We start from the raw sequence: 24499 nt of genomic DNA on the forward strand, positions 1-24499 counted from the left end.
GCACTCCTCAACACACCGTGCTACCCACACATCGCCAGGGCAGGCACGAACTGCCTCTGGCCAAGCGCCTGTTGCCCAAGTTGTGATTGAGGATTTACGAGGTATTACCCACTTTACTCGCCCAGGCACAGGGGCACCCGGGCTTCACTCCTTCTCCCATCCGGACTGTAACCGTCGGCTTGCGATTTACACGCAATCGGGCCTGGATGTGTGGCAGATTTCCAGGCTTCGCGGGCTTGGGCACAGGGCCCTCACCGCCGGTGGGGAATTTCACCCCGCCCTGAAGGAATTGGGCCAAGCGGCCCGATGTCAGTTTAGCCACAAAAGCGGAGCTTGCAAAGTGAAGCAGGCTGGATTTTGATGGATGGGTGCGCCTGGAACTGGAAAGCCTGCTGGCCCTGGCCGACGAGAGGGTATTGGAGCGGGGCAAGACCCTTTTTTTGCGTGGGGCCGTGCTCGAGGCGGCGCGCAGCCGGAACCGCTTGCAAGCGCGGGTGCAGGGGAGCGCACCATTTCCCTACCGGGTCGAGATTGACCTGAACAAAGGCGAGTGGCGCTGTTCGTGCCCCTACACCTGGGGGCCGGTGTGCAAGCACCTGGCCGCCGTAGCCTTCGCGGCCTTGGAAGCCCCCGAAATCTTCGCCCGGAAAAAGCTGGGCAGAAGCGCGCCGGTAAACCTGAAGCCCCTACTCGAGCTCTCCGACGACGAGCTGCTGCGCTTTTTGTGGCAACTCGCCGAGGAGCGCCCCGAGCTTATGGAAGAGTTTGCTTATAACCTGATGCAGCGCTACGAATAATCAGAGCTAGCTTCGACGCTAGGCGGCAAACCCACCGGGCCGGCGTGAACCGCGCAGCACAGGCCAATACCGCCCTGAAATGCCAGACGCTTTCTTCTGTCAGGAAGGGGTGTACCCCAAAGCGACAACCCTGCTGCTAAGTATTGGCAGGCCCTGCTCTACTTTCGCCGGTAGCGGAGCACATAGCTTTCCAGCAGGGCTACCAGCCCGTACAGCGAGATGCCCAGCAGCACCGTGACGGCCACTGCCGAGAAGGCATTGGCGTAGTTGAAGTTGCGCTGCTCGGTCTGGGCCAGGTGGCCCAGGCCCCCACCTCCCAGCACAAACTCGGCCACCACTGCCCCAATCAGGGCCAGCGAGACCGTCAGGCGCAGGCCGCCCAGGATGACCGGCAGGGCCCCGGGAAACTCGAGCTTCCAAAACACCCCCCAGGCCGTAGCCCCGATGGTCTGGAAGACCTCGCGGTAGGTGCGGTCTACCTCGCGCACCCCCACCATGGTCGAGACCAGCACCGGAAAAATGGAGATCAGGGTGGCAATGGTCACTTTGGAACCCAGCCCATAGCCAAACCAGATGATCAGCAACGGGGCCACAATGATGGTCGGAACCGCCTGCAAGGCCACGATGAAGGGGGAGAGCAGCCGCTCCAGAGAGCGTTTTTGTCCCATGGCGTAGCCGATGGGCAACCCTATGGCCAGCGAGGCCAGTATGCCCAGCCCGGCAGTCTGGAGGGTGGCCAGGGCGTTTCGCACGAGCAAACCGCTGTTTTGCTGCATGGCCTGCCAGACTTCCAGGGGTGAGGGGACGAACACCGGCACCCGGGCCGCCATAATGCCCCAGGCCAGGAAGAACGCGGTCAAAAGCCCCAGCACGCCAAAAATTTCCCAGGGTGGGCGCAGGGGCTCAGGCGAGGGCTCGATGAAGGTGGAGTCGGCCACGCCCAGACGCTCACGCAGCTCAGCCTCGAGGCCATCGGTAAATGCGGTAATACGCCCCTCCCCCCGGGTTTCCAGAATGGCCTCGACTTTGCCGCCGGTCAGCACCACCACCCGGTCGGCCAGGTAGACCGCCTCGCGGATGCTGTGGGTGACAAACACAATGGTTTTGCCGGTGCGCTCGTGGAGTTGTTTGAGCTCGAGGTTGAAGCGCTCTCGCACCAGGGCGTCCAGGGCCGCGAAGGGCTCGTCCATCAAGAGCACCTCGGCGTCCTGGGCCAGGGCCCGGGCGATGGCCACGCGGGCCTTCATGCCCCCGGAAAGCTGGTGCGGGTAAAGGTTCAGGTAGGGCTTCATGCCCAGGTGGGTCTCGATTTTGCCCCGGCCCGTCAGCTCGATGGGTAGCCGGATGTTCTGCTCCACGGTGCGCCAGGGCAAGAGGCGGTAGTCCTGGAACACCATAGCAGGCTGGCCCACCACTTCCACCGTGCCCTGTTTGGCCTTGAGCAGCCCCGCCATCACCCGAAGCAAGGTGCTTTTACCCCCGCCCGAGGGGCCGATGATGGCCACAAACTCGCCCTTGTGCACCTCGAGGTCTACCCCCTTCAGCACCTCCCGGCCCCCAAGCTCCACCGAAACCCCCGAGAGTCGGATGGCGGCAGGGGCCTGGGCGGGGGCCTGGGTCGGCACCGGGTGGCTCATGGCTCTAGCATACTGTTCTCAAGAGCCTCAACTGCATTTGGGCGCCCAAAAGCGGGGCCAAAAATGTAAACCCTCCACCTCTCGAATAAAGACATCAGAGACCTGTTGTAGCTTCGCCTTATACCGGATTCAAAAAGATAATCATCTAAACCAAAGACCCCCTGAGGCTATCTTTTTGAATCCTAGAGCACACCCCTCCCGAACGGTCGGCGAAAAAAGCGTCTCCCTTCCAAGGGGCGGTATCGCCCTCCGCTACGCGGATAACTTCCAAGGGGCGGTATCGCCCTCCGCTACGCGGATAACTTCGGCCCTGTTGGTTCGCCGCCATCCGGCGCCGAACTAACCGAATCTGGTATTATAAGGAACCTGCCTGTTGCATTCCATCTGGCCTTGGCAAAAAACCCTTTGTTCCTCCCCCGGCGGGGGAGGTTGGGTGGGGGCTGTGCCCACTTGAAGCGGAACCCTGTGTCAAGACCTTTTCTTTTTCTTGCGAGCAGCATTTGGGGTAACCGTTCGGAAAATTGGGAACGAAATAAACGGATTTCTCATTACTCGGGGACCAGAAGCGATACACCGGGGGTGCTGGTTTGGCCTTCATATGGTGTCGCTCGAGCGGTCGGTCAGGGTTTTGGCCAGCACTGCGCCCACCAGCAGTATCCACATGGTCAGGTAAAAGCCGGCCAGTGCCAGTAAAAAAGCGGCAATGGGGCCATAGATCAGCTCGTACTGGGTGCGGGGCAGCAGCAGCGGAAGCCCCAGGCGTACGCCCTCCCAGGCCAAAGCAGCCAGCGTCGCGGCCGCCAGCGCGGCGAGCACCCGGGGGGTGGGAATCGGTAGTAGCATATAGGTCAGGAAAAAAAGCAAAAGCGCCCCCAGAATGGGCACCACCACCTCCACCCCGTTTCGTAAAAAACTAAGCTCGGCGGGCAGGAAACGTAGCAAAAAGCCCATGGCCAGGCCCAGCAGGGCTAATAAAATCAGGGCCAGACCCAGCAGTAAGGGCGCCAGCAGGCCTGCAATGCGCCCCCGCATCACCTGCAGGAGTAGCCAGGCCCGTTGCAGCAGCCGGTGCAGGGGGTGGGGGTCGGGGGAGGCTGCCGCTTGCGAAGGTAGGGGGAGCTGGGAGAGGGGTAAGACCCCTCCAAAGATAATGCCCAGGGCGTAGGCCAGGGCCGCGAAAAAATTGCTGCTGGCCCAGAGCAAAATCAGCAGACTGGCAAAGGTGAGGGGGAAGGCCCCGCGGGTCAGGAAGTTCACCAGTGTCTGGGCCAGGTCGGGCTGGGTTGGAAAAAGCAGCACCACCAGTTCAACAAGCCTCACCAGCACAGCGTTGCGCAAATCTTCGTTGCCCGAAAGTACAAAGCCGAAAATGCCCGCCAGCAGAATCAGTAAAGGCATCAGGCTGAAGAGGGCGTAGTAGGCCAGCGCCGCCGAAAAGAAAGGGATATGCGAGCGGGTGTAAAGCTGGTAGACCTGGCCGAGGAAGGATTGCATATGTGCCTGGCGAGTGGGCCGTCCAAAGTTGAACACTGATGGTAAATGCCTGGTAGCTTACGGTCGCAATACTACGGCTACTTTTGACGCGCTTAGCTCACTCGCGCACCTGCCCCTGGCCCAGGGCCACAAACTTGGTGGTGGTCAGCTCCTTCACCCCCATGGGGCCATAGGCGTGGAGTTTGCTGGTAGAGATGCCAATCTCGGCCCCCAACCCCAGTTGGAAGCCATCGTTGAAGCGGGGCGAGGCGTTTACCAAAACCAACGAGGCATCCACCTCGCGCAAAAAGCGCAGGGCGTGGCCGTGGTGCTCGGTGCAGATGACTTCGGTATGGCGCGAGCCGTAGCGGGCGATGTGCTCCAGGGCTTCCTCGAGCGTGTCCACTACTTTTACGGCCAGAATCAAGTCCAGGTACTCGGTATGCCAGTCCTGCTCGCTGGCGGGCCGGGTGGGGATGAAGGCGCGGGTGCGCTCGTCGCCGCGAAGCTCGACTTGGGCCTCGCGCATGGCCTGGGCCAGCCTGGGCAGAAACACCGGGGCAATGGCGCTATGCACCAGGACTTTCTCCAGGCTGTTGCAGGTGCTGGGGCGCTGGGCTTTGCCGTTAACGGCGATGCGTACGGCGTTCTCCAGATGGGCGCTCTCGTCGACAAACAGGTGGTTGACCCCCTCGGCGTGGGCCAGCACCGGCATCCGGGCCTCGCGCTGCACCAGCTCGATGAGCTCTTTGCCGCCCCGGGGAATGATCAGGTCGAGCAGGCCGCCCAGGTGGCACATCTCCAGGATGGCGCTGCGGTCGGTGGTGGGCACCAGCTGAATGGCTTCCTGGGGCAGACCGGCCTCGTGCAGTGCTTCCTGGAGCAGCCGTACGAGAGCGTTGTTGGAGTGCCAGGCCTCTTTACCGCCCCGCAGCAGGATGGCGTTTCCGGCCTTCAAACTCAGGGCGCTGGCCTCCACGGTGGCGTTGGGGCGCGATTCGTAGATGAAGCCAATCACCCCCAGAGGAACGCGCATGCGGCCTACCTGAAGGCCGTTGGGCCGAATCTGCAAGCCCTCAATCTCGCCCACTGGGTCGGGCATCTCGGCTACCTGGCGCAGGCCGGTGCGCAGGTCTTGCAGCACTTTTTCGTTCAGGCGAAGCCTATCGAGCTTGGCTGCCGGGAGCCCGGCGGCCTGGGCGGCTTCCAGGTCCTTTTGGTTGGCAGCGTACAGGGCTTCGCGCTGGGCCTCGAGTCTCTCTGCTATGGCCAGCAAGGCTGTGTTTTTGGCGCTGGGCGAGGCTGCCGCCAGCGCCCTGGCGGCCAACCGGGCGGCCTGGGCATAGGTTTGGAGCATGGGGGTGCCGATCATAATAACCTCAAAGATACCACTGCTTTGGCGGGGCTCTATGCATGAAACCAACTACATCCCCTCGAGTTCCGAAACCAGGGCAAAGTAGTCGCGGTGGATGGCCTCGTCGGTGTTTTTGTAACCTAGAATGGCCTCGATATCTTTGGTTTTCTTGCGCCGGATACGGGCAAGCTCGGTAGCGCTGTAGTTCACCAGGCCAACCCCTATCAGGTTATCCTCTTCGTCCAGGCACCTGACCGCCTCGCCTACCCCAAACTGTCCGCGCACCTCGAGGATGCCCGCCGGCAGCAGTGAGGCGCCGCCCTGGCGCAAGGCCCGGGCTGCACCGGCATCTACTACGACCTCTCCCTGGGGCTTGGGGAGTTGGTACAGCCAGAGCTTCCGACCGCTGTACCGGCGGTTGCCCCCGGCAAAAAGCGTGCCAACCGGCTCGCCGCGCAGGGCTTTGGCAATGCTCTGGGGGTGGGTTCCGGGCAGCAGCAGGGTAGGGATTCCGGCAGCCTGGGCCTTTTCGGCTGCGAGCAGTTTGCTTTTCATGCCCCCGGTGCCCACCCGGCCCGGGCTGTCGCCGGCCATGCGCAGCACCCGGGTATCCACCCGCTCTACGTAGGGGATGGGTTTGGCCTGGGGGTTGGTGCGGGGGTCGGCCTCGTACAGGGCCTCGATATCGGAAAGCAAAACCAGCAAGTCGGCTCCCACCAGGGTGGCAATCAGGGCCGAAAGCTGGTCGTTGTCGCCAAATTTGATCTCCTCAACCATTACCGTATCGTTCTCGTTGATGGTGGGCACAATACCCCACTCGAGCAAGGTTTCCAGGGTTTGTCGGGCGTTCAGGTAGCGGTGTCGGTGGCCCAGGTCTTCGGCGGTGAGCAAAACCTGGGCTACCTTCAGGTCGTACCAGCTAAAAGCCTGCTCCCACAGATACATCAGGGTGGGCTGGCCCACCGCGGCCAGGGCTTGTTTTCCCGGCATTGACCTGGGCTTCTCGGTAAGCCCCAGCTTTTGCATCCCGATGGCCTGGGCCCCGGACGAGACCAGCACCACTTCACGCCCCTCGCTGCGCAGAGCGGCGATCTGGGCGGCGATGGCCAGTTGTTGCTGCCTTCCCCTGGGCCCACTGAGCACGGCGCTGCCCACCTTGACGACCAGGCGGCGGAAAGTCTGAACCTCGAGGGGCCTGCGAACCTTCATTGCCGTTATGGTAACGCTTCTTGGGCTTTTTCTCACTCGGCTAATGCGCTGCTTATGTTGATATGGGGGCATCATGCGTGCCTGGTTTGGGCTGGCTTTGTTATCTTTGGCGGCTTGTAACCCCTCTCCGTCGGTGCCGGGGCCGGAGGTGCCCCTGGTCTCGGGCGAAGTCACCATTCAAAAAACCGAGTGGGGCCAGAGCGTCCTCAAAACAGGCCTGCGCCTGGTAGCGGGCAAACCTGCGTTGCTACGCGTGTACATGACCGCAGACCGCGAGGGCCTGCCTGGCCATCTCAAGGCGGAGGTGTTTCGGGGTTCCAACCGGCTGGGCGAGCTAAGCTTTACCGGCCCCGCCACCCTCCCCACCGCCATCAACCCTGCCGACCTAGCCCAGACCTACCGTGCCACCCTTCCGGCGGCCTGGGTAATCGCCGGAATGGAAGTACGGCTGCTGGCCGACCCCAGCAATCAGATTGGCGAAAACAACGAGGCCGACAACCGCCTGACCCTCACACCGGCAGTGGGGGTGGGCACGGTGCTCCCGCTTACTCTGGTGCCGGTGCTACAACCGGGGCAGACCGCCCCACCCACCCTTCCCGGCGTGGACTTGTTGCGGGACATGCTCCCGCTGCAGGGCGTACAGACCTCCACCCGGGCCCCATTTAGCTACGGCGCTACGGTGGGCAGTGCCAGCAGCGACTGGAGCAACCTGCTCAGTGCCCTGCGCAACCTGCGCACCAGCGACGGAAGCAGCCGGTACTACTACGGTGTGGTGCGGGTGGGTTACACCAGCGGCATTGCCGGGATTGGGTATGTGGGGTTGCCGGTCAGCGCCGGGTGGGATTTTGCCAGCTCTGCCGCCCGCATTATGGCGCACGAAATTGGGCACAACTTGGGCCGGGGGCATGCGCCCTGCAATGTGGCGGGTGAGTCGGGCTACCCCTACCCAGGCGGCTTTATTGGCACCTGGGGCTATAGCATGGCCAGTAGCGTGGTGTTCAACCCAGGCCAGTACAAGGACGTGATGAGCTACTGCACCCCACAGTGGATTTCCGACTACATGTACGAGGGGATGCAAAGTTTTCTCGAGCGTCAGTCGGGGCTTGCGCAGTGGGCCGAGGTTCGATCCGCAAGCAGTGGGCTCGCGTCGGTCGGCCTCGAGGCCAACCTGTCTAGCGCGCAGTTGCAAAACCTGGGGGTAGCACAAGAGGTGCTGCTCGTCAGTGGGCGCATTCGTGGCAGCGAGGTCATCCTCAACCCCATTGTGAAAATGAAGGCCGTCCCCGAAACGCCCCAGCCCGGTACGTATCGCTTGCGGCTCGAGGCGGCGGGGGGTCTGGTGGAGGTTTCGTTCCGAACCGAGCGCGTGGAAGCGCCACATGGGCCTGAGCAGCCCCCAGACGAATCCTGGTCAGAGGAGCACTTTAGCCTGCTCCTGCCCGACCCCGGCCCGCTACGGCAAATCGAAGTGGTACGCGAGGGTTTGTCGCTTTATCGCCGCGACCTACGTCTGACCCGCCAGAGTACCGACAACCCCGCCGTGCGGCTTACCGAATCGGGCAGCAGCCTCACCCTTACCTGGATGCCCTCGGTCTTCCCCTACGCCTCGGTGGCCCACCTCGGCCAGGCGCGTACTACCCTGGCCTTATGGCTTGCGGGTGGGGAGGCCCGCCTTTCTACCGTGGGTCTGCCTTCGGGCGGACGCTGGGAGATAGCCCTGTCGGACGGCTTCAACACACAGCGCCTGGAGTTTGCGCGTTAGGCTAGCCCACCAGCTTCTCCAGCTCGTCCACCATGCTTTTCAGCACCCCAAACCCTCGCTCCACCGGCTCGAGGCTGTGCATATCAATCCCCGCGATTCTGAGCGCCTCCAGCGGATACACCGAGTCGCCCGCCTTGAGAAAGTCCAGATAGCGCTGGGCAGCGGGTTCGCCCTGCTCGAGCACATCCTGGGCCAGCGCATTGGCGGCGGCAATACCGGTGGCGTACTGGTACACATAAAAGGGGCTATACAGGTGCGAGAAGTGCATCCAACCCGCTCCGAGACGCTCTTTGTCTAGTTCTACTTCACCGCCATAGCCCTCGGCGAAGAGTTCGGCCAGACGTTCCATCAGGTAGGGAGCCGTGAGGGCCCCACCCTTTTCGATGCGGGCGTAGAGCTCCTGCTCGAAGCGGGCCAGGGTGGGCATTACAAACAAGTAGCGGTGGAAGTTGGCAAAGGCTTCCTCCAGCACTGCCAGCTTGTATTCCGGGGTTTGCGCCTCGCGCAGCAGCCGGGCCCGCACCAGGGCCTGGTTGAAGTTGGAGGCCACCTCGGCAATAAAGAGGCTGTAGCGGGCGTAGACGATGGGCTGGGTTTTGCGGGTGAAGTAGCTGTGCATGGAGTGGCCGAGCTCGTGGGCCAGCGTACTCAGCGAGAAGAGATCGTCCGACCAGCTCATCAGGATGTAGGGGAAGGTGCCCTTCAGTCCGGATGAAAAAGCCCCAGCGCGCTTGCCCTGGTTTTGCCCCCAGTCCACCCAGCGCTCCTCAAACAACCCCCGCCGCATGAGCTCTACGTATTCCCGTCCGAGGGGCTCCATGCCCCGGCAGATGGTCTCGGCGGCCTCCCAGAAGGTGATCTTGGGGCTCGGCACCAGGGGGGCCGGGGCGTCGTAGATGGGCACGTCGTGGGTGTGGAGCTGTCCGCCCAGGGTCTTCTTGCGGATGCGCCAGAAACGGTGCCAGATGGGCAGGTGGGCCTGGAAGGTGGCCAGCAGGTTGTCGTAGACGGCCCGGGGGATGTTATCGCCGCAGGTGCGACCGCCCCCCGCCAGGGCCATCTCGAGGCTGCTTTTGTAGCCCCTGGTACGGGCCTGAAAAGCAAAGCTTTTAACGCTGCCTTGCAGCGTGGCGGCTAGGGTGTTTTTGAAGGCCAGGTGCCCATCGGCATACGATTCCCAGGCAGCCTTGCACACCTCGGGGCTGGGGTGCACCAGCAGCTCACCGATGGTGGTATGGGAGACCGGTAGGTTGCGGCCCTGGTGCTCCACCGGCCTAAACTGCATGTCGGCGTTGGTGGCGGCATAGGCGGTGGCTGCATGTGCTCCCAACGGGTCGGAGGCAGCTGCCAGCACCGCCTCGACCTCCTCACTGCGCAGGTGGGGTTTGCGGATTTTTAGGGCCTCGAGGTAGTGCTCATAAACTGCCAGCGCAGGCTCGGCTTGCAGAAAACGCTCGAGGGTTTCGGGGGGAATGCGGAGTATTTCGGGCTCGAGGTAAGCCCCTGCTGCGGCCAGTTGTGCCACCACCGTGCGGGCCTCGCCCACCATGCGGGTAAAGGTGGGGTTGGTGCCCTCGGTCGAGAGTTGCAGCGAGGCATACTGAAATACCTTCATGGCCTTTAGCATCCGGGTCTCGTAGGTTTGCAGGGCCTCCAGCAAGACCTGGGCCGACTCCCCCAGCCGTCCGGCAAAGGGTTTGACCTCTTCCACCGAACGAGCGGCTTCTTCCAGGGCTTTTTGCCACTCGGCCTCCGAAGGGAAAAGGGCTTCAAGGTTCCAGGTTTGTTCCTTGGGTAGTTCGGATCGCTTGGGTAGGGTCCTCATCCAGTTTATTCTAACTGACCCGCCGGTCAGTCGGACAGGAATTCCTTGAACCAGCGCCCGGAGTCTTTCAGAATGCGCTTCTGGGTGGGGTAGTCTATGTACACCAGCCCAAAACGGGGCTTGTACCCCTCGGCCCACTCGAAGTTATCCATCAGGCTCCAGTAAAAGTAGCCCTCTACCGGCACCCCCTCGCGCCTGGCCCGGAGCACCTGGGCCAGATGGTCCTGGATGTACTTCAGGCGCTTGGGGTCATGTACCCGCTCCCCCTCCGGGGTGTCGGGGAAAGCGGCCCCGTTCTCGGTGATGATGATGCGCTTTACGCCTTTGTAAGCACTGAACTGCTTGAGCAGGAGGTAGATGTTCTCGGGCCAGACCTCCCAGCCCATCTCGGTAAGCTCGCCGCTGCCGCGCTCGGCGTGGGGTATTTCCTGGCCAAAGGTGCCGGGTGTGAAAAGGTCGAAGCGCACCAGCTGGCGGAAGTAGGTCTGCAAGCCGATGAAGTCGAAATCGAAGGCTAGCTTCTCCATATCGCCGGGGCGGATGTGGCGCTGTAAGAGGCGCAAAAAGGGCATGGTTTTCCAGGGGTAGCCCAGCCCCAGGGCGGGCTCAATAAAAAGCCGGTTGGCAATTACGTCGTAGTTGGCAGCGGCCATGCGGCTGAGCCAGGTGGGGCCGGCAGGCTGCACATAGGCAGCCGAGAAGGTGGTGCCTATCTGGGCGTCCGGCAGGTGGGCACGGAGGATGCGCCCACCTTCGGCCTGGGCCATGGCGGCGTGGTGGATGGCGGGCAAAAAGTTGCCAAAGCCCTTGCGGCCTGGGGCATGGGTGCCCTGCATGTAGCCCAGCACGGTAAAAACCGTGGGCTCGTTGAGCACCATCCAGTGTTTGACCTTATCGCCAAAGGCTTGGCTGCAAACCTCCACGTACTCGGCAAACCACCCCAAAATGTCCCGGTTCGTCCAGCCCCCCTTGTCCTCCAGTACCTGCGGCAAGTCCCAGTGGTACAGGGTAACCCAGGGCTCGAGGCCAAGCTCGAGGGTGCGGTCGATAACCCGGTGGTAATAATCCAGCCCTTTGGGGTTGACCGGGCCGGTTCCCTCCGGCAAAATGCGCGGCCAGGCCAGGGAAAACCGGTTGACCTGCATGTTCATCTCGCGGATGAAGGCAATATCCTCTCGGTAGCGGTGGTAGAAGTCGCAGGCCACATCGCCGTTCTCGCCGGTTTTAATCTTGCCTGGGGTATGAGAGAAAGTGTCCCAGATGGAGGGACTACGCCCGTCCTCGTTCACCGCGCCTTCAATCTGATAGGCGGCGGTCGCCACACCCCAGCGAAAGCCGGGGCCAAAGTCCTTTTTGCTAAAGGCTATCACGGCATCAATCTACTACGGAGTCAGGCTGCTACCAATGGGTTTTTTGCGCTGGAAAAGCCAGGGCCAAAGCGTCTTTGTTCATCCTCCAACGAATCCACTGGGTATGGTATGGGCTATGGAAATCCGGCCCGAACGCACCGACGAATACGCCCTGGTGGAGCAAATTCACCGCCTGGCTTTTGGCGGCGAACAGGAGGCCCGGGTGGTGGCCCGGGTGCGACAGTCGCCTTTTTATGTACCAGAACTTTCGCTGGTGGCAGTGGTGGAGGGCCGGCCCGTGGGTCACATATTGTTCAGTGAGGTGGGTTTGCAGGACGAACAGGGCGTGATGCGGAAGGTGGCGGTGCTGGCTCCTTTAGCAGTTCATCCCAGGTTTCAAAACCTGGGTGCAGGAAAACACCTGGTGGAAGCAGGTTTGGCCTGGCTGGAAGCCCGGCGGGCGCCGCTGGTGCTGGTGCGGGGCCACGCCCACTACTACCCCCGCTTCGGTTTTGTGCCCTCGGGGCAACTCGGCATCCGCCCACCGTTTACAGTGGCCCCCCAAGAATACATGGCCAGGCCGCTTTCGGCTTATACCCCCGAGTACAGGGGCACAGTGCGCTACCCGGCGGCGTTTGCCGAGGTGGGCTACCCGGTGGAGTACGGGCTATAAGCTTGTAATCTGAACCTGCGTTCCATTGGGATCGGTCAGGGTCTGGGGGGCTTGGCCCTGGATGGCCATCTGGTAGGAAAGCAGCCCGGTGGCGTCTTTGGGGGCGGTGCGGCCCCGGGCCCACAGGTTGATGCCGATATGGTGGTGGTAGCTATCGGCGGCTAGGAAGCGGGCGCCGGGGTAGTCGCCCTGCATCAGCTCTAGGCCCAGCCCCTGGTAGAAGGCCTGGGCTTCGTCCAGGTCGCGCACGTGGAGGTGCAGATGCCCCAGGGCGGTCTCTGGGTCGAGCGGTTCGCTGCGTTTGGCTTCGGCGAGAAGGGCTTGCAGGTCGAGCGGCATGGATACCATCGCCAGCCGGTCGCCCCGAAAGGGCCATTCTTTGCGGGGTCGGTCGCGGTAAAGCTCGAGCCCGTTGCCCTCGGGGTCGGCCAGGTAGAGGGCCTCCGAGACCCCGTGATCGGAAGCCCCTTGAAAGTGGGGGTAGCGGGCCTCCACCAGCCGTCGGAAAATAGCGGCCAGGGCGGCCCGACTGGGCAGCAGCAGGGCCAGATGGTACAGCCCCAGGGTAGGCTGGGGGCGCAGGGGGGCGTTGGGCGCGTACAGCAGGGTAAGGGTGAATTTTCCGCCTGTGGGGGCCAGGGTGGTCTCTGGGCCTTGCTGATAAAGAACCTCGAGGCCCAGCAAGCCCTGGTAGAAAGCCAGTTGGCGCTCGAGGTTCTGTACCCGCAGGTTGAGCCCGGTTAGCGCCAGCGTTGGGGTCATGGCTTCATAGTATCCAAAGTGCTATAAAATGTAAAGCATTTGGGGACTAGAATTTCGATATGCTATCGGGGTGCGTGTTTTTGTAACGGGGGGGACAGGATACCTGGGGGCCGCTTTGTTGCGCCAGCAGCCTGGCCAGCCCTGGGTGCTGGGGGCCAGCTACTTTAGCGGTACCCCTGGGCTACCGGGGGTGGCGTGGGTTCGCCTGGATATTCGAGACGCTAAAGCCGTTGAGGCCACGCTGGCCCGGTTTCGCCCGGTGGTGGTCGTCCACACCGCCTACAGCAAGGCCGGCCCGGAGGCGCTCGAGTCCATTACGGTGCAGGGCAGCGCTCATGTGGCCCAGGCGTGCCGGAATATCGGGGCACGGCTCATCCACCTCTCCACCGACCAGGTGTTTGACGGCGAGTACCCGCCCTACGCCGAGTCGGCGCCGCCCAACCCCATCACCCCCTACGGTCGGGCCAAGCTCCGGGCCGAGCAAGTTGTGCAGGCCATCCTGCCCCAGGCCACCATTGTGCGCACCTCGCTCATCTGGGGCCTGAACCCTGTGGACGCGACCAGCCAGATGGTGCTGGAGATTGCCGATGGAAAGCGCACAGGGGGGCTATTTGTGGACGAGCACCGCTCCTTTGTGTTTGTGCAAGACCTGGCCAGCGCCCTGTGGGAGCTGGTTTTGCTGAGCCATCCGGGTGTGCTGCACCTGGGGGGCGCCGAGGTGCTGAGCCGGCTCGAGTTTGGCCGCTTGATTGCCCCCCTTCACGGACGTGACCCGGCCTACCTGCCGCCCCAGTCCCGTACCGACTTCCCCGAACCCCGTCCGGCCAACTGCGCCTTGGACAGCTCGCTGGCCCAGTCCATGCTCCAGACCCGCCTGCGTGGGGTGCGCGAGGTACTGGACACACTATAGAAGCAGGGTACTGGGCTTTTTTGAATTTTCTCTGCAGGTTATTCTGAAGCCCATGTTGAAACTCGGCGTGGACTTTGGGCTCTCCAATACCGATGTGGTGCTGGTGGAAAACGACCAGATTCTGGCTCACCAGACCCTAAAAACCGGCCCCGCCAGCCCGGAGGCGCTCCGGGGGGTGCTCCATCACCTGAACGTGCAATCCTCTGAACTGGGGGCCATTGCCAGCGCCGGAGGTTTATCGCGCCACCTGCCCGATACCTTCGAGGGGCTTCCCGTCGAAAAAATCAGCGAGGCCCAGGCGGTAGGGCGGGGGGCCCTGGCCCTGTCCGGCCTGACCGAAGCCCTGGTAGTTTCGGCGGGCACCGGTACGGCCATGATTGCCGCCCGCGGCGCCGAGGCCCAGCACTTCACCGGCTCGGCGGTGGGGGGCGGGACCTTGCTGGGCTTGTCCCGCTTGCTGTTGGGTACCTCCGACCCCCTCGAGGTGGCCCGTCTGGCTGAAGCGGGCAACCCCAGCGGCGTGGACTCAACTCTGGTAGATGTAATTGGCGGGGGTATAGGACACCTGCCCCCCGATGCTACCGCCGTCAACTTTGGCCGGCTGGTAGAAGGAGCCAACCCCAGCCGCGAGGACCTGGCGGCGGGCCTGGTGACGCTGGTGGGGCAGGTGATCGCCATGATTGCCATCAATGCCGCACAGGCCGCCGGCCTGTCGCAGATTGTGATCGTGGGGCATCTGCCCGACCTGAAGCCCATGCGCCAGGCGTTTGAGCGGGTCTGGTACTTTTACCAGATTGAACCCAGGCCCCTCATTCCCCACCTGTCCGGACTGGCCACAGCCTACGGCGCGGCCCTCTGTGTCTAAAAAAACAAGCCGGGCCTTGCAGGGACGTTTGACATAAAAAGCCGTCGTAAACTGAAACCATGAAACCTCCCGCGGGCCTTTTCGCCCACCTGGAAGACGATAACAACTACGACAACCTCAAGCTGGTGTTGTCGGATGGGGTAGGGGAGGAGGTGCTTTGGCTCTCGGCGCTCGAGCTGGCCGAAGGTTTAGCCCACCTGGAGGAAGACGACCTGCTCGATCCCCACGAGTCGGCCTGGTCGCACGAGGCCGTCGAGGTGCCCGAAGTGCACATCTCGCCCTATGGCGTAGCCCGCCGCAGCCCCCGTCTCGAGGGGGCCTACCGTGCTGCCCAGGTCGAACTCTACAACCCCTCCGGCCTCTTGCTGCTGCGCCGGGTGGTGGAAGATGGGGGCGATGTGCTCGAGATGACCACCCCCAACGGCTCGGTTTATACCTTCGACTATCAGCAGGTACGGGCCTACCTGCGTCTTTTGTTGCCCCACTGATACCAGATTCGCTTGATTCGTTACTGAACGATAACGAATCAACCCTACCGAAGTTATCCGCGTAGCGGAGGGCGATACCGCCCCTTGGAAGTTATCCGCGTAGCGGAGGGCGTAAGCCCCTTTGGAAGGGAGACGCTTTTTTCGCCGACCGTTCGGGAGGGGTGTGCTCTAGGATTCAAAAAGATAACTTTTGGGGGATCTTTGGTTTGAACGATTATCTTTTTGAATCCGGTATAACATCATTATCTTGCGTTACAGTTTTGCTTTGGCGTGGAGGGGATTGATTGGCGATGCTCCGCTAAGATGGGCGCATGCGCATTACCTCTACGTCCAACCCCCGCATCAAGGCCGCCGCACTTCTCAAGGAACGCAAAGGGCGAGAGCAAACGGGGTTGTTCTTGATAGAGGGCTCGAGGGAGATCGAGCGGGCCCTGGCGGTGGGCCTGGAGGTGGTGCAGGCCTACTGCGGTGAGCACCTGGATCCCGAGGAAGCCCGAACGGTGGCGGAACTGGGCAAGCTCGAGCGCCTTGTAGTGACGGAAGTTTCAGAACCAGTGCTCAAAAAACTCAGCGCCAGGGAGAACCCGCCGGGAGTGGTGGCGGTAGCCCGGATGCCCAACCCTTCCTTGACTCGCTTCAAGCCGCCCCAAAACGCCCTGCTGCTGGTGGCGGTGGGGCTGGAAAAACCCGGCAACCTGGGGGCCTTGCTGCGCTCGGCCGACGCCGCCGGGGCGGATGCGGTGCTGGTGGTGGGCGGGGTGGACCTCTACAGCCCCCAGGTGATTCGCAACTCCACCGGGGTGGTTTTTTCACTGCCCACCTTTGCCGTACCGGAACAGGCAGTGCTGGACTGGCTGGAAGAACACCGGATTCCCCTGGTGGCCACCACCCCCCATACCGACCAGGTTTTCTGGGACGCCGACTTGAGGGGGCCGGTGGCCATCGCGCTGGGGCCGGAGCACGCCGGGCTGGGGGAGTTGTGGTTGAACCGGGCCCGGCTGAAGGTCAAGATTCCCATGCAAGGCCAGGCGGATAGCCTGAACGTTTCGGTCACGGCGGCCTTGATGCTCTACGAGGCCAGAAGACAGCGCCGGGCTATTGAATAGGGTCTATCCCAATCCGAATTGGGGCCCCCAGGTACCTGGGCTGCTTGTTCAACAGCAAATCCAGCAGCATCTGCACCCGGGCCAGGGGTTCGCGGAAGCGGGTGTTGGAGTGGAAGCCCTCCGGGGGGTCCGGGGCGTTATAGCCAATGGCCTCGAGGCCCCGGTGCCGTGCAATATAGACCGCCCGTTGGTTGTGAAACCGCTGCGAGACGATAGTAAAGCGCTGTTCCCCAAAAACCCCCCTGGCCCGCACCACCGAGTCCAGGGTGCGAAAACCGGCATAATCGCGGTAGATACGCTCTTTAGGAACCCCAAGAGCTATCAAGGCCTCACGCATGGCCGAGGGTTCGTCGTAGTAGGGGCTGCTATTATCGCCGCTCACCAGCAAATAATCAACTTTCCCGGCCTGGTAAAGCTGTGCAGCCGCCTGGATGCGGCCCACAAAGTAGGGGTTGGGCCTGCCACGAACGGTGGTGGGGCCGGTACCCAGCACCAGCCCCACCCGGTTGTGGGGTACCTGAAGAGGGTCTTGGTAGAGCCAGGGTTGGCTATAGCGCTCCACCCAGGCGTTCGTTCCTGACAGGATGAGAAGAGGGGGCAATACCAGCAATCCAGCGCTCCAGGATAAATATTTGAATAGCAATGTCCAGCGCACAATTTTAGTATAGACCTTATCCTGAACTTGATATTAGTAGACTCAACTGTTTTAGGTTGTGCGCCCCAGACCTCTTGACATTCTCATGGATAGCCCGAAATAATATGATTTCGGGTTGACACTCTAAACCCAAGACTGTCAAAAGCGCAACAAGGAGGTAGTATCTATGGCAACAGCAACCATGCTCAGACCCCTCGGTGACCGTGTGGTGGTCAAGCGCATTGAAGAAGAAGCCAAGACCAAAGGGGGCATTGTGCTGCCCGACACCGCCAAGGAAAAGCCCCAGAAGGGCAAGGTGATTGCTGTGGGTACCGGGCGGGTGCTCGACAACGGCACCAAGGTACCTCTGGAAGTGAAGCAGGGCGACACCGTGGTTTTTGCCAAGTACGGCGGAACCGAGATCGAGATTGACGGGGAAGAGTACATCATCCTCTCCGAGCGCGATCTGCTGGCGGTGATGTAAATAAGAGCCGATGGCGGATAGTCCATAGTCAAAGACAAAAGCCCCAAAAGGCCATTAGCTATTCGCTATATGCAAAACTGAAAGGAGTACAACCATGGCAAAAATGCTGGTTTTTGATGAAGCTTCCCGCCGCGGCCTCGAGCGCGGCATGAACGCAGTAGCCAACGCCGTAAAGGTGACCCTAGGCCCCCGTGGCCGTAATGTGGTGCTGGAGAAGAAGTTCGGTAGCCCCACCATTACCAAAGACGGCGTGAGCGTTGCCAAGGAAGTGGAGCTAGACGATCACCTGGAGAACATCGGCGCCAAGCTGATGATCGAGATCGCCTCCAAGACCAACGACATCACCGGTGACGGCACCACCACCGCTACCGTGCTGGGCCAGGCCATCGTGCGCGAAGGGCTGCGCAACGTGGCTGCCGGGGCCAACCCCCTCGACCTCAAGCGCGGCATCGAGAAAGCCGTGGATGTGGCCATCAAGAACATTCAGGAGCTGGCCGTGCCCGTCAACGACCGCAAGGCCATCTTCGAAGTGGCCAGCGTCTCGGCCAACAACGACGCCGAAATCGGCAACCTGATTGCCGATGCCATGGAGAAGGTGGGCCGCGAAGGGGTCATTACCGTCGAGGAGTCCAAGAGCCTCGACACCGAGCTCAACTTTGTAGAGGGGTACCAGTTCGACAAGGGCTACATCTCGCCCTACTTCGTCAACAACCCCGATGCCATGGAGGCCCAGCTCGACGACCCCTACATCCTGATCACCGAGAAGAAGATCACCAACGTGCGGGAACTTCTGCCGGTGCTCGAGCAGGTCGCCCAGACCGGCAAGCCCATGCTGATTATCGCCGAGGACATCGAGGGCGAGGCCCTGGCTACCCTGGTGGTCAACCGCCTGCGCGGCACCCTGAACATTGCTGCCGTCAAGGCCCCTGGCTTCGGCGACCGCCGCAAGGAAATGCTCAAAGACCTGGCGGCCATCACCGGTGGCACCGTGATCAGTGAGGAGCTGGGCTTCAAACTGGAAAACGCCACCCTGTCCATGCTGGGCCGCGCCGAACGCGTGCGCATCAACAAGGACGAGACCACCGTGGTGGGCGGCAAGGGCAAGAAGGAAGACATCGAGGCCCGCATCAACGGCATCAAGAAGGAGCTCGAGACCTCCGATAGCGAATACGCCAAAGAGAAGCTGCAAGAGCGCCTGGCCAAGCTGGCCGGCGGGGTGGCGGTGATCCGTGTGGGTGCCGCTACCGAAACCGAGCTCAAAGAGAAGAAGCACCGCTACGAGGACGCCCTCTCGACCGCCCGCGCTGCGGTGGAAGAAGGCATTGTGCCTGGCGGTGGCGTGGCCCTGTTGCGCGCTGTGCCTGCCATCAAGAACCTGCTCAAGGAGCTCGATGGTGACGAGGCCACCGGCGCCAAGATTGTGCTGCGGGCCATCGAAGAACCCGCCCGCCAGATTGCCGCCAACGCCGGTTACGAAGGCAGCGTGGTGGTGAACAACATCCTCAGCAAGAAGGATAAGAACTATGGCTTCAACGCCGCTACCGGCGAGTACGGCGACATGATGGAGTGGGGCATTGTAGACCCGGCCAAGGTCACCCGCACCGCCCTGCAAAACGCGGCCTCCATCGGCTCGCTGATCCTCATGACCGAGGCCGTGGTGGCCGAGAAGCCCGAAGAGAAGAAGGCCCCCGCTGCCCCCGCCGGCGGTATGGGCGGCGACATGGACTTCTAAAAAACCTCACCGGCTGGCCCCCTCTTCTCCACAGGAGAGGGGGTATGATTTTAACGCCGGTGTAACGTCACGGTTTGTACGATGAATGCGCTTCGGTTGTGGGGAGCGGTGTGCACCAGGAAGCCATCACTCAGCTCAGGCGGCACTTCAAGGCCGTGCTCTGTAGGCGCCCAGGTCAGGCGCTATGGCTATGGGGCGAGCCTGGGGTGGGCAAGACCTTCACCGCCCAGGCCCTGCTGCTAGAGACCCCCTGCCAGAGCCTGAGCCTGCACGCTACCCTCCCCGACAGGGCCCTGGTCCTCTCCCTCCCCCGACCTCCCAGGCGGCCTGCCTGGACCGAGGCCCAGCGCCAGCGGCTCATGCACAGCCAGTACGTGCCGCTAGCGACCCTGGTGGACACCCTGACGGCCACCATGAGCGCCCTAGCTCCTTTCGTGCTTCACCTCGAGGACCTCCACGAGGCCAGCCCCGAGCGCCTCGAGCTGGTTCAAAAACTCGCCCGGGTCGTCCTGCGCTTGCGGGGGGTCGGGCTTCTGGTCACCAGCCGCGGCGAGCCGCTTGAATGTTTCAAAGGGTATCGCATAGCGCCCTTAAGCGAGGCGGAGTCAAATCAGCTGCTCCGTGCCGAAGCCGCGCACGAGCTGCCCCAGGAGGGCCTGGAGTGGGTCTTTTCCCGTGCGAAGGGGAACCCCCTCTTCACGCTGGAGTTCTGGCGTTACCTCTCCCGGCAGGGCTACTTCTGGTCGGATGGCCGACACTGGCACTGGAGAAAACCCCCGGATGACTTCGTTCCCGTGAGTGTGGAGGCGCTAATTGCCCGGGTACTCTCCGGCCTTGTCGAGGCTCCGGAGCAGCAAGCCGCCCTGGAAGCACGGGCCATACTACCCAGCAGGTTCCATGGCGACGCTCTTGAGGCGCTATGGTCCAGGATGGCGGAGATGGATAGCCAAACCCTGAGCCATATCCAGCGACTTCTAAACCAAAAGGGGGTCTTGCAGCAGGATCGCTTTGCCCATCCGCTGATTCAGGAAGTGGCCGAGCGGGAGATCCCCGGCTTACGCAAGCAGGCCTACGCCCGCCGGGCCCTGGCGGCGCTGGCCGGGCAACCCGAAGAGGCGGCCTGCTTCATCGAAATGGCCCACCTGGAACCCCAGGAAGCCCTCAGGCTGCTCGAGGCCGCCGCGCAAAGCGCAGAAGCCAGGGGGGACAGGCCGGGCCGGGCTAGGTGGCTGGCCGAGGCCGTGAAGTGGGGCGGCCTCGAGCAAGCCGGGCGAGCGTTCGAAGCCGCCCAGCTTCTCAAGACTGTGGATCCCACTCGAGCCGTTCAGATGGCCGAAATCGCAGCTTCCGCTCCCTTGCCCAACCCAGAGGCAGTTCTGCTGCTGGCCGAGTTGCTGGCGGCACAGGGACGCATCCGTGAAGCCGAGGTCTCACTGCGGCGGCTTCCTCGATCAGAAGACAGCGCGCTTCGCTGGTGGGAGACCCAGATCTACGTCCTGGGCCAGGGTGGCCGGTGGCAGCAGGTCGTCGAGCTGTGGAGCCAGCAGCCCGGCTATCAGGCCAGGGCCAGGCCCCGAACCCGCCTTCAGGTAGCAACCTGCCTGGCCTTCTTGAACAGGCTCGACGAAGCCCAGCACATCCTGGAGGAACTGCCCATCCTGGACTCGCTGCCCCCGGAAATTCAGCTCGCAGCGCTCAACCTCCAGGGACAGATACAGACCTATCGAGGTTGCCATGCCCAGGCACTCGAAATCGAGGAGCGCTTCATCGTCTTGGCCAAATCCATGGGCTCGGCACAAGCCATCGCCACCGGTCTGCTCAATCAGGCCAGCACCTACAGCGCTTTGGGGTTGCGCAGCCAGGCCAAAGCCTGCTTGCAAGAGGCCAGGGCCCTGAGCATGCACTCTGGTCAGACCATGCGCTACGCGGTGGTGCAGCTTCGGCTGGCCGACGGGCTGGCCGACGAAGGCGAGTTCGAGCAGGCCGAAGCCCTGCTGTTGGAAGCGCAGGGCCTGTTGCAGCAGTACCATCAGGTGCAGTGGCAAACCGAGAGCCACCTCAAGCTGGCCCGCCTCTACCTGACCTGGCAGCCGCTCCACGGGCCCGCCCTGGCGCTCAAGCACGCCCAGGGCGCGCTAGAGCTGGCTCGAGCCAGCCGCGACGTGAAGTTCATGGCCTCGAGCCTGGCCTACCTGAGCCGCGCTCACAGCCAGGCCGGCAGCCCCGTGGCAGCGTTGGAGATCGCTCAGGAAGGCCTGGCCCTGTGCACCCGCGAGGGCATCAAACAGGCCGATGCCTGGCTTGCCTATGGCCTGGCCCTGGAGGCAAATGGGCGGCTGGCCGAAGCCCTCGAGGCCATCCAGGCTGCTTCCGCCCAGCAACACGAGCGCAAACTGGCCGAACGCTTTGCCCTCGAAGCCGACCGCATCTCCGCCAATCTGGAGAACGCGCGCAAACGCCACGAGTGGTTCGTCTCCCAGGGGTTGCTGGGGCTGGCCAGGCTGGCTTCGCGCTACTTCCCAGCGCTGGCCGGCCCGTCCCAACTACTACACGAAAGCCCCCCCCAAAGTGGGCTCCGCCTCAAAGTGCTGGGTCCGGTGGAGCTGGAGCGGGATGGCCAGCCCATCACCTACCGGGGCAAGAAGCGCCTGGAGTTGCTGTGCTATTTGCTCGAGGCCCGCATCGCCGGGAAGACCGAGGTGAGCGGGCTCGAGCTAGCGGACGTGTTCTACCCCGCAGTCGAGGAGGCCAGGGCCAGGGCCACGCTCAAGCAACAGGTTCACCTCATCCGCATGACCCTGGGCTCCGAAGCCATCCAGAGCACCCCGAGTGGCTATGCCCTCGGAGCCATCCGCTCCGATGCCGAGGAGTTCTTGCAGAGGGGGGATGCTCGCTTGTGGCGCGGGCCCTACCTCGAGCACCTCGGCGAAGGCTGGCACGGCAGCGTGCGCGAGGCCCTGACCCAGGCCCTGTACGCTGGGGCCGCAGCCCTGCTGGAAAGTGAGCCCAAAGAGGCCTCCCGGCTGGCCCAGATCCTACTCGAGATGGAACCCTACGACACCAGCTTCTTGCAACTCAGCCTGCAAGCCGTCCAGCGCTCCGGAAGCCCCAAGGCCGCCAGTCGGCTGTACAAAGAGGCCCAGGAGCGCTTTTTGGAAGTGGGCGAGGTCTTGCCGGGGCTCGAGGCTTTCCTCCAGGCAGCCCCTCCAGCCTGGGCTCATAAGCGATAGCCAAAGTGCGCAAAATGCCAAACACTGAACACCCAAATCGCAACCGAACAGCGTTTCGCGTCTTGCGTACGACGTAAGGCATAGAACCCCCAGTCCTCGACCCTCGACGTATTTTTGACCGGCTTTTGACCAGACCTCCCCCAGGCTAGACCCCAAGGTGAAGCGGGGTTTGGAGGAATGCAGGGGAAGGAGAGCGGTCATGGATAAGCCGGTTTCGCCAGCGGACTGGTCAGGCATCTATGCGGGGCAGATAGGCGGGGTAGACTGCACCCTCGAGCTGAAACTCGACCCGCAAGGGAAGCTGCACGGGTACTTCAACAGCGGAGATGAGCGCCTCGAGGTGCGCGGGGTCACCCCTGCGCACGGCGGGGCTATCCGGGGGCTTCTGCAGGAGCCCAGTGAGCCCGCCGGCATCGCCATCTTCCGGGCCTCGCTCGAGGGCCAGGGCCTGCTACTGGAGATGGACGTGCCCGACCCCGATGAGCGGGACTTCTCGGGGGCCGAGCGGGTCTGGCTGGTCCGCCTCGAGGCGCTCTCCGCCGGTTAAACCTGAGGGAGGATCGCATGAAGCTAAGACTCATTTTCCTGCTGCTGGCCCTGGCCGCCTGTCAGAGCGCCGACACCACCCCGCCCACCATCGTCTCGAGCATCCCCGCCAACGAAGCCACCGATATCGTCCCTTCTGCCAAGCTCTCCATCGTTTTCTCCGAGGCCATGGATCAGAACTCGGTCAAGGTGGTCCCGACCCCGGCCACCGATCTGGGCACGGCCATATGGAACGACGGCAAAACCGTGGTCTATACCCCCCCCAGCGGCTGGCAGGTGGGAACCCACTACACCCTCACCGTAGAGGGCAAAGACCTCGCCGGCAACGCCCTCACGGGGAACAAGACCATTGCCTTCCAGACCACGCCGCCTCCGGACAGCACCCCACCAGCTACCCCCACCGGGGTCAAGGCCACTGCGGGCGACGGGGAGTTCTTCGTGGAGTGGAACCCCAACCCTGAGCCCGACCTGGCCGGCTACACCCTCTACGTGGGCACCGCCGCCGATGCGCTGCTGCCCACCCTGTTCGTCGAAAAGCCGGCCACGCTGGCCAAGGCGACGGGGCTCGAGAACGGCAAGGCCTACTTTTATGCCCTGGACGCGCAGGACACCAGCGGCAACCGCTCGGCGAAGTCCAGCGTGGCCTCTGTGACCCCCAAAGACATGACTCCCCCCACCCTGCTCTCCTCGGAGCCGGCCAATGGGGCCACCGACTTAGCCCTGGTGCCCTTCCTGCGCTTCACCTTCTCCGAGCCCATGGACAAAAACTCCGTGGAGATCGGGATGTGCGTGAGCACCGACCCCCCCGCAAGCGCGAGCTGTGAAGCACCGGTACCGGTGAACTTCGGCACCCCTACTTGGAGCGAGGGCGACACGGTGGTGCAGTTCACCCCCACCGACCAGTTCCAAAGCGGCAAGACCCACATGCTGGTGATCTCGGCCAAGGACAGGGGGGGCAACCCCCTCTCCGGGCCGAACAAAGTGGCCTTCTCGCTGCGGGCCACGCCGGACACCACCCCGCCCGAGGTGAGTTCACGCGCCGCCATCATCAACCCTCAGACCCACACCGGCTACATCTTGCTGGAGTTCAGCGAAGCTATGAACCAGCAGTCGGTGCTGAACGCTTTCTTGAGCCAGCCCTCCCTCACCTGCTCTTGGGTCTGGAACGCCAACGCCGTCCGCTGCAACACCACCTTCCAGCAGCTCACCACCTACACCATCACCCTCGCAACCGCCGCCAAGGACACTGCGGGCAACGCGCTGGCCACGCCTTACCAGTTCAGCTTGGACACCGGTAACTTCAACCCCCGCCTCAAGAGCACGAGCCCCCGCAACGGCGCGTGGGGCGTCTCGATCACTACCCCCATCACCTTCACCTTCACCGAGGCCATGAACCCAAGCAGCGTGCAGGGAGCGCTGGAGGTCAGGGTGGGAACAAGCAGCATCTCCGGGACACTCAGTTGGAGTTCCGACAGCACCCAGGTGACCTTTACTCCCAACGCCCCCTACGGCTACGGCAGAACCGTCACCTGGAGGATCACCACCGCTGCGCGGGAGCAATCCGTCGGTCGGACGATAGGCCTGCCTCTTCCCGAAGAAGTCAGTGGCTCGTTCGTCACCGAGCTACAGGTAGGTCCCTAGGGCCCCTTTCACTTTAGAGGAG

At 62.8% G+C, this 24499-nt stretch carries 20 protein-coding genes and 1 riboswitch; of the genes, 12 read left to right on the forward strand and 8 right to left on the reverse strand.

Going from position 1 to position 24499, the window contains the following annotated elements; all coding sequences use genetic code 11:
* Positions 1–144: 144 nt before the first annotated feature.
* Positions 145–292: riboswitch (FMN riboswitch) on the reverse strand.
* Positions 293–368: 76 nt separating this feature from the next.
* Complete coding sequence (locus Q0X23_RS11075) at positions 369–797, forward strand: SWIM zinc finger domain-containing protein (protein WP_297860344.1); 429 nt, start codon at positions 369–371, stop codon at positions 795–797.
* 158 nt (positions 798–955) lie between these two features.
* On the opposite strand, the gene Q0X23_RS11080 is transcribed toward Q0X23_RS11075, so the two are convergent.
* From Q0X23_RS11080 to proB, 4 genes are all read right to left on the reverse strand, one after another.
* Positions 956–2434: an ABC transporter permease subunit gene (locus tag Q0X23_RS11080; protein ID WP_297860345.1), complete on the reverse strand. Its 1479-nt coding sequence runs from the start codon at positions 2432–2434 to the stop codon at positions 956–958.
* 594 nt (positions 2435–3028) lie between these two features.
* The gene (locus Q0X23_RS11085; RefSeq protein ID WP_297860346.1) at positions 3029–3928 is read right to left on the reverse strand and encodes a YhjD/YihY/BrkB family envelope integrity protein; all 900 of its coding nucleotides are present in this window, start codon (positions 3926–3928) and stop codon (positions 3029–3031) included.
* 97 nt (positions 3929–4025) lie between these two features.
* Positions 4026–5318: a glutamate-5-semialdehyde dehydrogenase gene (locus tag Q0X23_RS11090; RefSeq protein ID WP_297861212.1), complete on the reverse strand. Its 1293-nt coding sequence runs from the start codon at positions 5316–5318 to the stop codon at positions 4026–4028.
* 12 nt (positions 5319–5330) lie between these two features.
* Positions 5331–6470, reverse strand: a complete 1140-nt coding sequence (gene proB, locus Q0X23_RS11095) for a glutamate 5-kinase (protein ID WP_297860347.1) — start codon at positions 6468–6470, stop codon at positions 5331–5333.
* A gap of 73 nt (positions 6471–6543) precedes the next feature.
* Between proB and Q0X23_RS11100 the strand changes: the two genes are divergently transcribed.
* Positions 6544–8232, forward strand: coding sequence for a peptidase M66 (locus Q0X23_RS11100; protein WP_297860348.1), 1689 nt, complete (start codon positions 6544–6546; stop codon positions 8230–8232).
* A gap of 1 nt (position 8233) precedes the next feature.
* Here Q0X23_RS11100 and pepF read toward each other — a convergent pair whose 3' ends face one another.
* On the reverse strand, positions 8234–10057 hold the full coding sequence (gene pepF / locus Q0X23_RS11105) for an oligoendopeptidase F (protein ID WP_297860349.1): 1824 nt from the start codon (positions 10055–10057) through the stop codon (positions 8234–8236).
* 26 nt (positions 10058–10083) lie between these two features.
* Positions 10084–11427, reverse strand: a complete 1344-nt coding sequence (locus Q0X23_RS11110; protein ID WP_297860350.1) for a GH1 family beta-glucosidase — start codon at positions 11425–11427, stop codon at positions 10084–10086.
* Positions 11428–11542: 115 nt separating this feature from the next.
* Between Q0X23_RS11110 and Q0X23_RS11115 the strand changes: the two genes are divergently transcribed.
* Positions 11543–12079 carry a GNAT family N-acetyltransferase gene (locus tag Q0X23_RS11115; protein ID WP_297860351.1) on the forward strand — a complete coding sequence of 179 codons (537 nt, stop codon included), beginning with the start codon at positions 11543–11545 and terminating at the stop codon, positions 12077–12079.
* Here the strand turns inward: Q0X23_RS11115 and Q0X23_RS11120 are convergent.
* On the reverse strand, positions 12074–12841 hold the full coding sequence (locus Q0X23_RS11120) for a VOC family protein (protein WP_297860352.1): 768 nt from the start codon (positions 12839–12841) through the stop codon (positions 12074–12076). The two genes, Q0X23_RS11115 and Q0X23_RS11120, sit on opposite strands and share 6 nt — an antisense overlap.
* A 70-nt stretch (positions 12842–12911) precedes the next feature.
* On the opposite strand from Q0X23_RS11120, the gene Q0X23_RS11125 reads away from it, so the two are divergent.
* The 4 genes from Q0X23_RS11125 (at position 12912) to Q0X23_RS11140 (ending at position 16210) form a co-directional block, all read left to right on the forward strand.
* Positions 12912–13751, forward strand: a complete 840-nt coding sequence (locus Q0X23_RS11125) for an SDR family oxidoreductase (RefSeq protein WP_297860353.1) — start codon at positions 12912–12914, stop codon at positions 13749–13751.
* Between the two features lie 52 nt (positions 13752–13803).
* Positions 13804–14616: a Fumble domain-containing protein gene (locus tag Q0X23_RS11130; RefSeq protein WP_297860354.1), complete on the forward strand. Its 813-nt coding sequence runs from the start codon at positions 13804–13806 to the stop codon at positions 14614–14616.
* A 59-nt stretch (positions 14617–14675) separates the two neighbouring features.
* A complete protein-coding gene (locus Q0X23_RS11135) occupies positions 14676–15104 on the forward strand; it encodes a hypothetical protein (protein WP_297860355.1) in 429 nt (142 codons plus the stop codon).
* A gap of 311 nt (positions 15105–15415) precedes the next feature.
* Entirely contained in the window at positions 15416–16210 is a 795-nt protein-coding gene (locus tag Q0X23_RS11140) for an RNA methyltransferase (protein ID WP_297860356.1), read from the forward strand.
* Here the strand turns inward: Q0X23_RS11140 and Q0X23_RS11145 are convergent.
* A complete protein-coding gene (locus tag Q0X23_RS11145; protein WP_297860357.1) occupies positions 16200–16865 on the reverse strand; it encodes a vancomycin high temperature exclusion protein in 666 nt (221 codons plus the stop codon). The genes Q0X23_RS11140 and Q0X23_RS11145 overlap by 11 nt on opposite strands.
* A gap of 181 nt (positions 16866–17046) precedes the next feature.
* Here Q0X23_RS11145 and groES point away from each other — a divergent pair, with 181 nt between their 5' ends.
* The 5 genes from groES (at position 17047) to Q0X23_RS11170 (ending at position 24477) form a co-directional block, all read left to right on the forward strand.
* Positions 17047–17328 (forward strand): co-chaperone GroES, encoded by a 282-nt coding sequence (gene groES / locus Q0X23_RS11150; RefSeq protein WP_186814634.1) that lies wholly within the window; start codon positions 17047–17049, stop codon positions 17326–17328.
* 94 nt (positions 17329–17422) lie between these two features.
* A complete protein-coding gene (gene groL / locus Q0X23_RS11155; protein WP_297860358.1) occupies positions 17423–19060 on the forward strand; it encodes a chaperonin GroEL in 1638 nt (545 codons plus the stop codon).
* Between the two features lie 110 nt (positions 19061–19170).
* Entirely contained in the window at positions 19171–22290 is a 3120-nt protein-coding gene (locus Q0X23_RS11160) for an AAA family ATPase (protein WP_297860359.1), read from the forward strand.
* A 199-nt stretch (positions 22291–22489) separates the two neighbouring features.
* Positions 22490–22837 (forward strand): hypothetical protein, encoded by a 348-nt coding sequence (locus Q0X23_RS11165; RefSeq protein ID WP_297860360.1) that lies wholly within the window; start codon positions 22490–22492, stop codon positions 22835–22837.
* A 17-nt stretch (positions 22838–22854) separates the two neighbouring features.
* Positions 22855–24477, forward strand: coding sequence for an Ig-like domain-containing protein (locus tag Q0X23_RS11170; protein ID WP_297860361.1), 1623 nt, complete (start codon positions 22855–22857; stop codon positions 24475–24477).
* The last annotated feature ends 22 nt before the right edge of the window (positions 24478–24499 follow it).

The organism is Meiothermus sp. (assembly GCF_026004115.1).
GTDB lineage: Bacteria > Deinococcota > Deinococci > Deinococcales > Thermaceae > Meiothermus.

Excerpts from the sequence above, each read along its gene's own strand:
- Q0X23_RS11140 (WP_297860356.1), top strand. The coding sequence starts at position 15,416 with ATGCGCATTACCTCTACGTCCAACCCCCGCATCAAGGCCGCCGCACTT.
- Q0X23_RS11100 (WP_297860348.1), top strand. The coding sequence starts at position 6,544 with ATGCGTGCCTGGTTTGGGCTGGCTTTGTTATCTTTGGCGGCTTGTAAC.
- groL (WP_297860358.1), top strand. The coding sequence starts at position 17,423 with ATGGCAAAAATGCTGGTTTTTGATGAAGCTTCCCGCCGCGGCCTCGAG.
- Q0X23_RS11120 (WP_297860352.1), bottom strand. The coding sequence starts at position 12,841 with ATGACCCCAACGCTGGCGCTAACCGGGCTCAACCTGCGGGTACAGAAC.
- Q0X23_RS11165 (WP_297860360.1), top strand. The coding sequence starts at position 22,490 with ATGGATAAGCCGGTTTCGCCAGCGGACTGGTCAGGCATCTATGCGGGG.
- Q0X23_RS11135 (WP_297860355.1), top strand. The coding sequence starts at position 14,676 with ATGAAACCTCCCGCGGGCCTTTTCGCCCACCTGGAAGACGATAACAAC.
- Q0X23_RS11080 (WP_297860345.1), bottom strand. The coding sequence starts at position 2,434 with ATGAGCCACCCGGTGCCGACCCAGGCCCCCGCCCAGGCCCCTGCCGCC.
- Q0X23_RS11085 (WP_297860346.1), bottom strand. The coding sequence starts at position 3,928 with ATGCAATCCTTCCTCGGCCAGGTCTACCAGCTTTACACCCGCTCGCAT.
- groES (WP_186814634.1), top strand. The coding sequence starts at position 17,047 with ATGCTCAGACCCCTCGGTGACCGTGTGGTGGTCAAGCGCATTGAAGAA.
- Q0X23_RS11115 (WP_297860351.1), top strand. The coding sequence starts at position 11,543 with ATGGAAATCCGGCCCGAACGCACCGACGAATACGCCCTGGTGGAGCAA.
- pepF (WP_297860349.1), bottom strand. The coding sequence starts at position 10,057 with ATGAGGACCCTACCCAAGCGATCCGAACTACCCAAGGAACAAACCTGG.
- proB (WP_297860347.1), bottom strand. The coding sequence starts at position 6,470 with ATGAAGGTTCGCAGGCCCCTCGAGGTTCAGACTTTCCGCCGCCTGGTC.
- Q0X23_RS11170 (WP_297860361.1), top strand. The coding sequence starts at position 22,855 with ATGAAGCTAAGACTCATTTTCCTGCTGCTGGCCCTGGCCGCCTGTCAG.
- Q0X23_RS11130 (WP_297860354.1), top strand. The coding sequence starts at position 13,804 with ATGTTGAAACTCGGCGTGGACTTTGGGCTCTCCAATACCGATGTGGTG.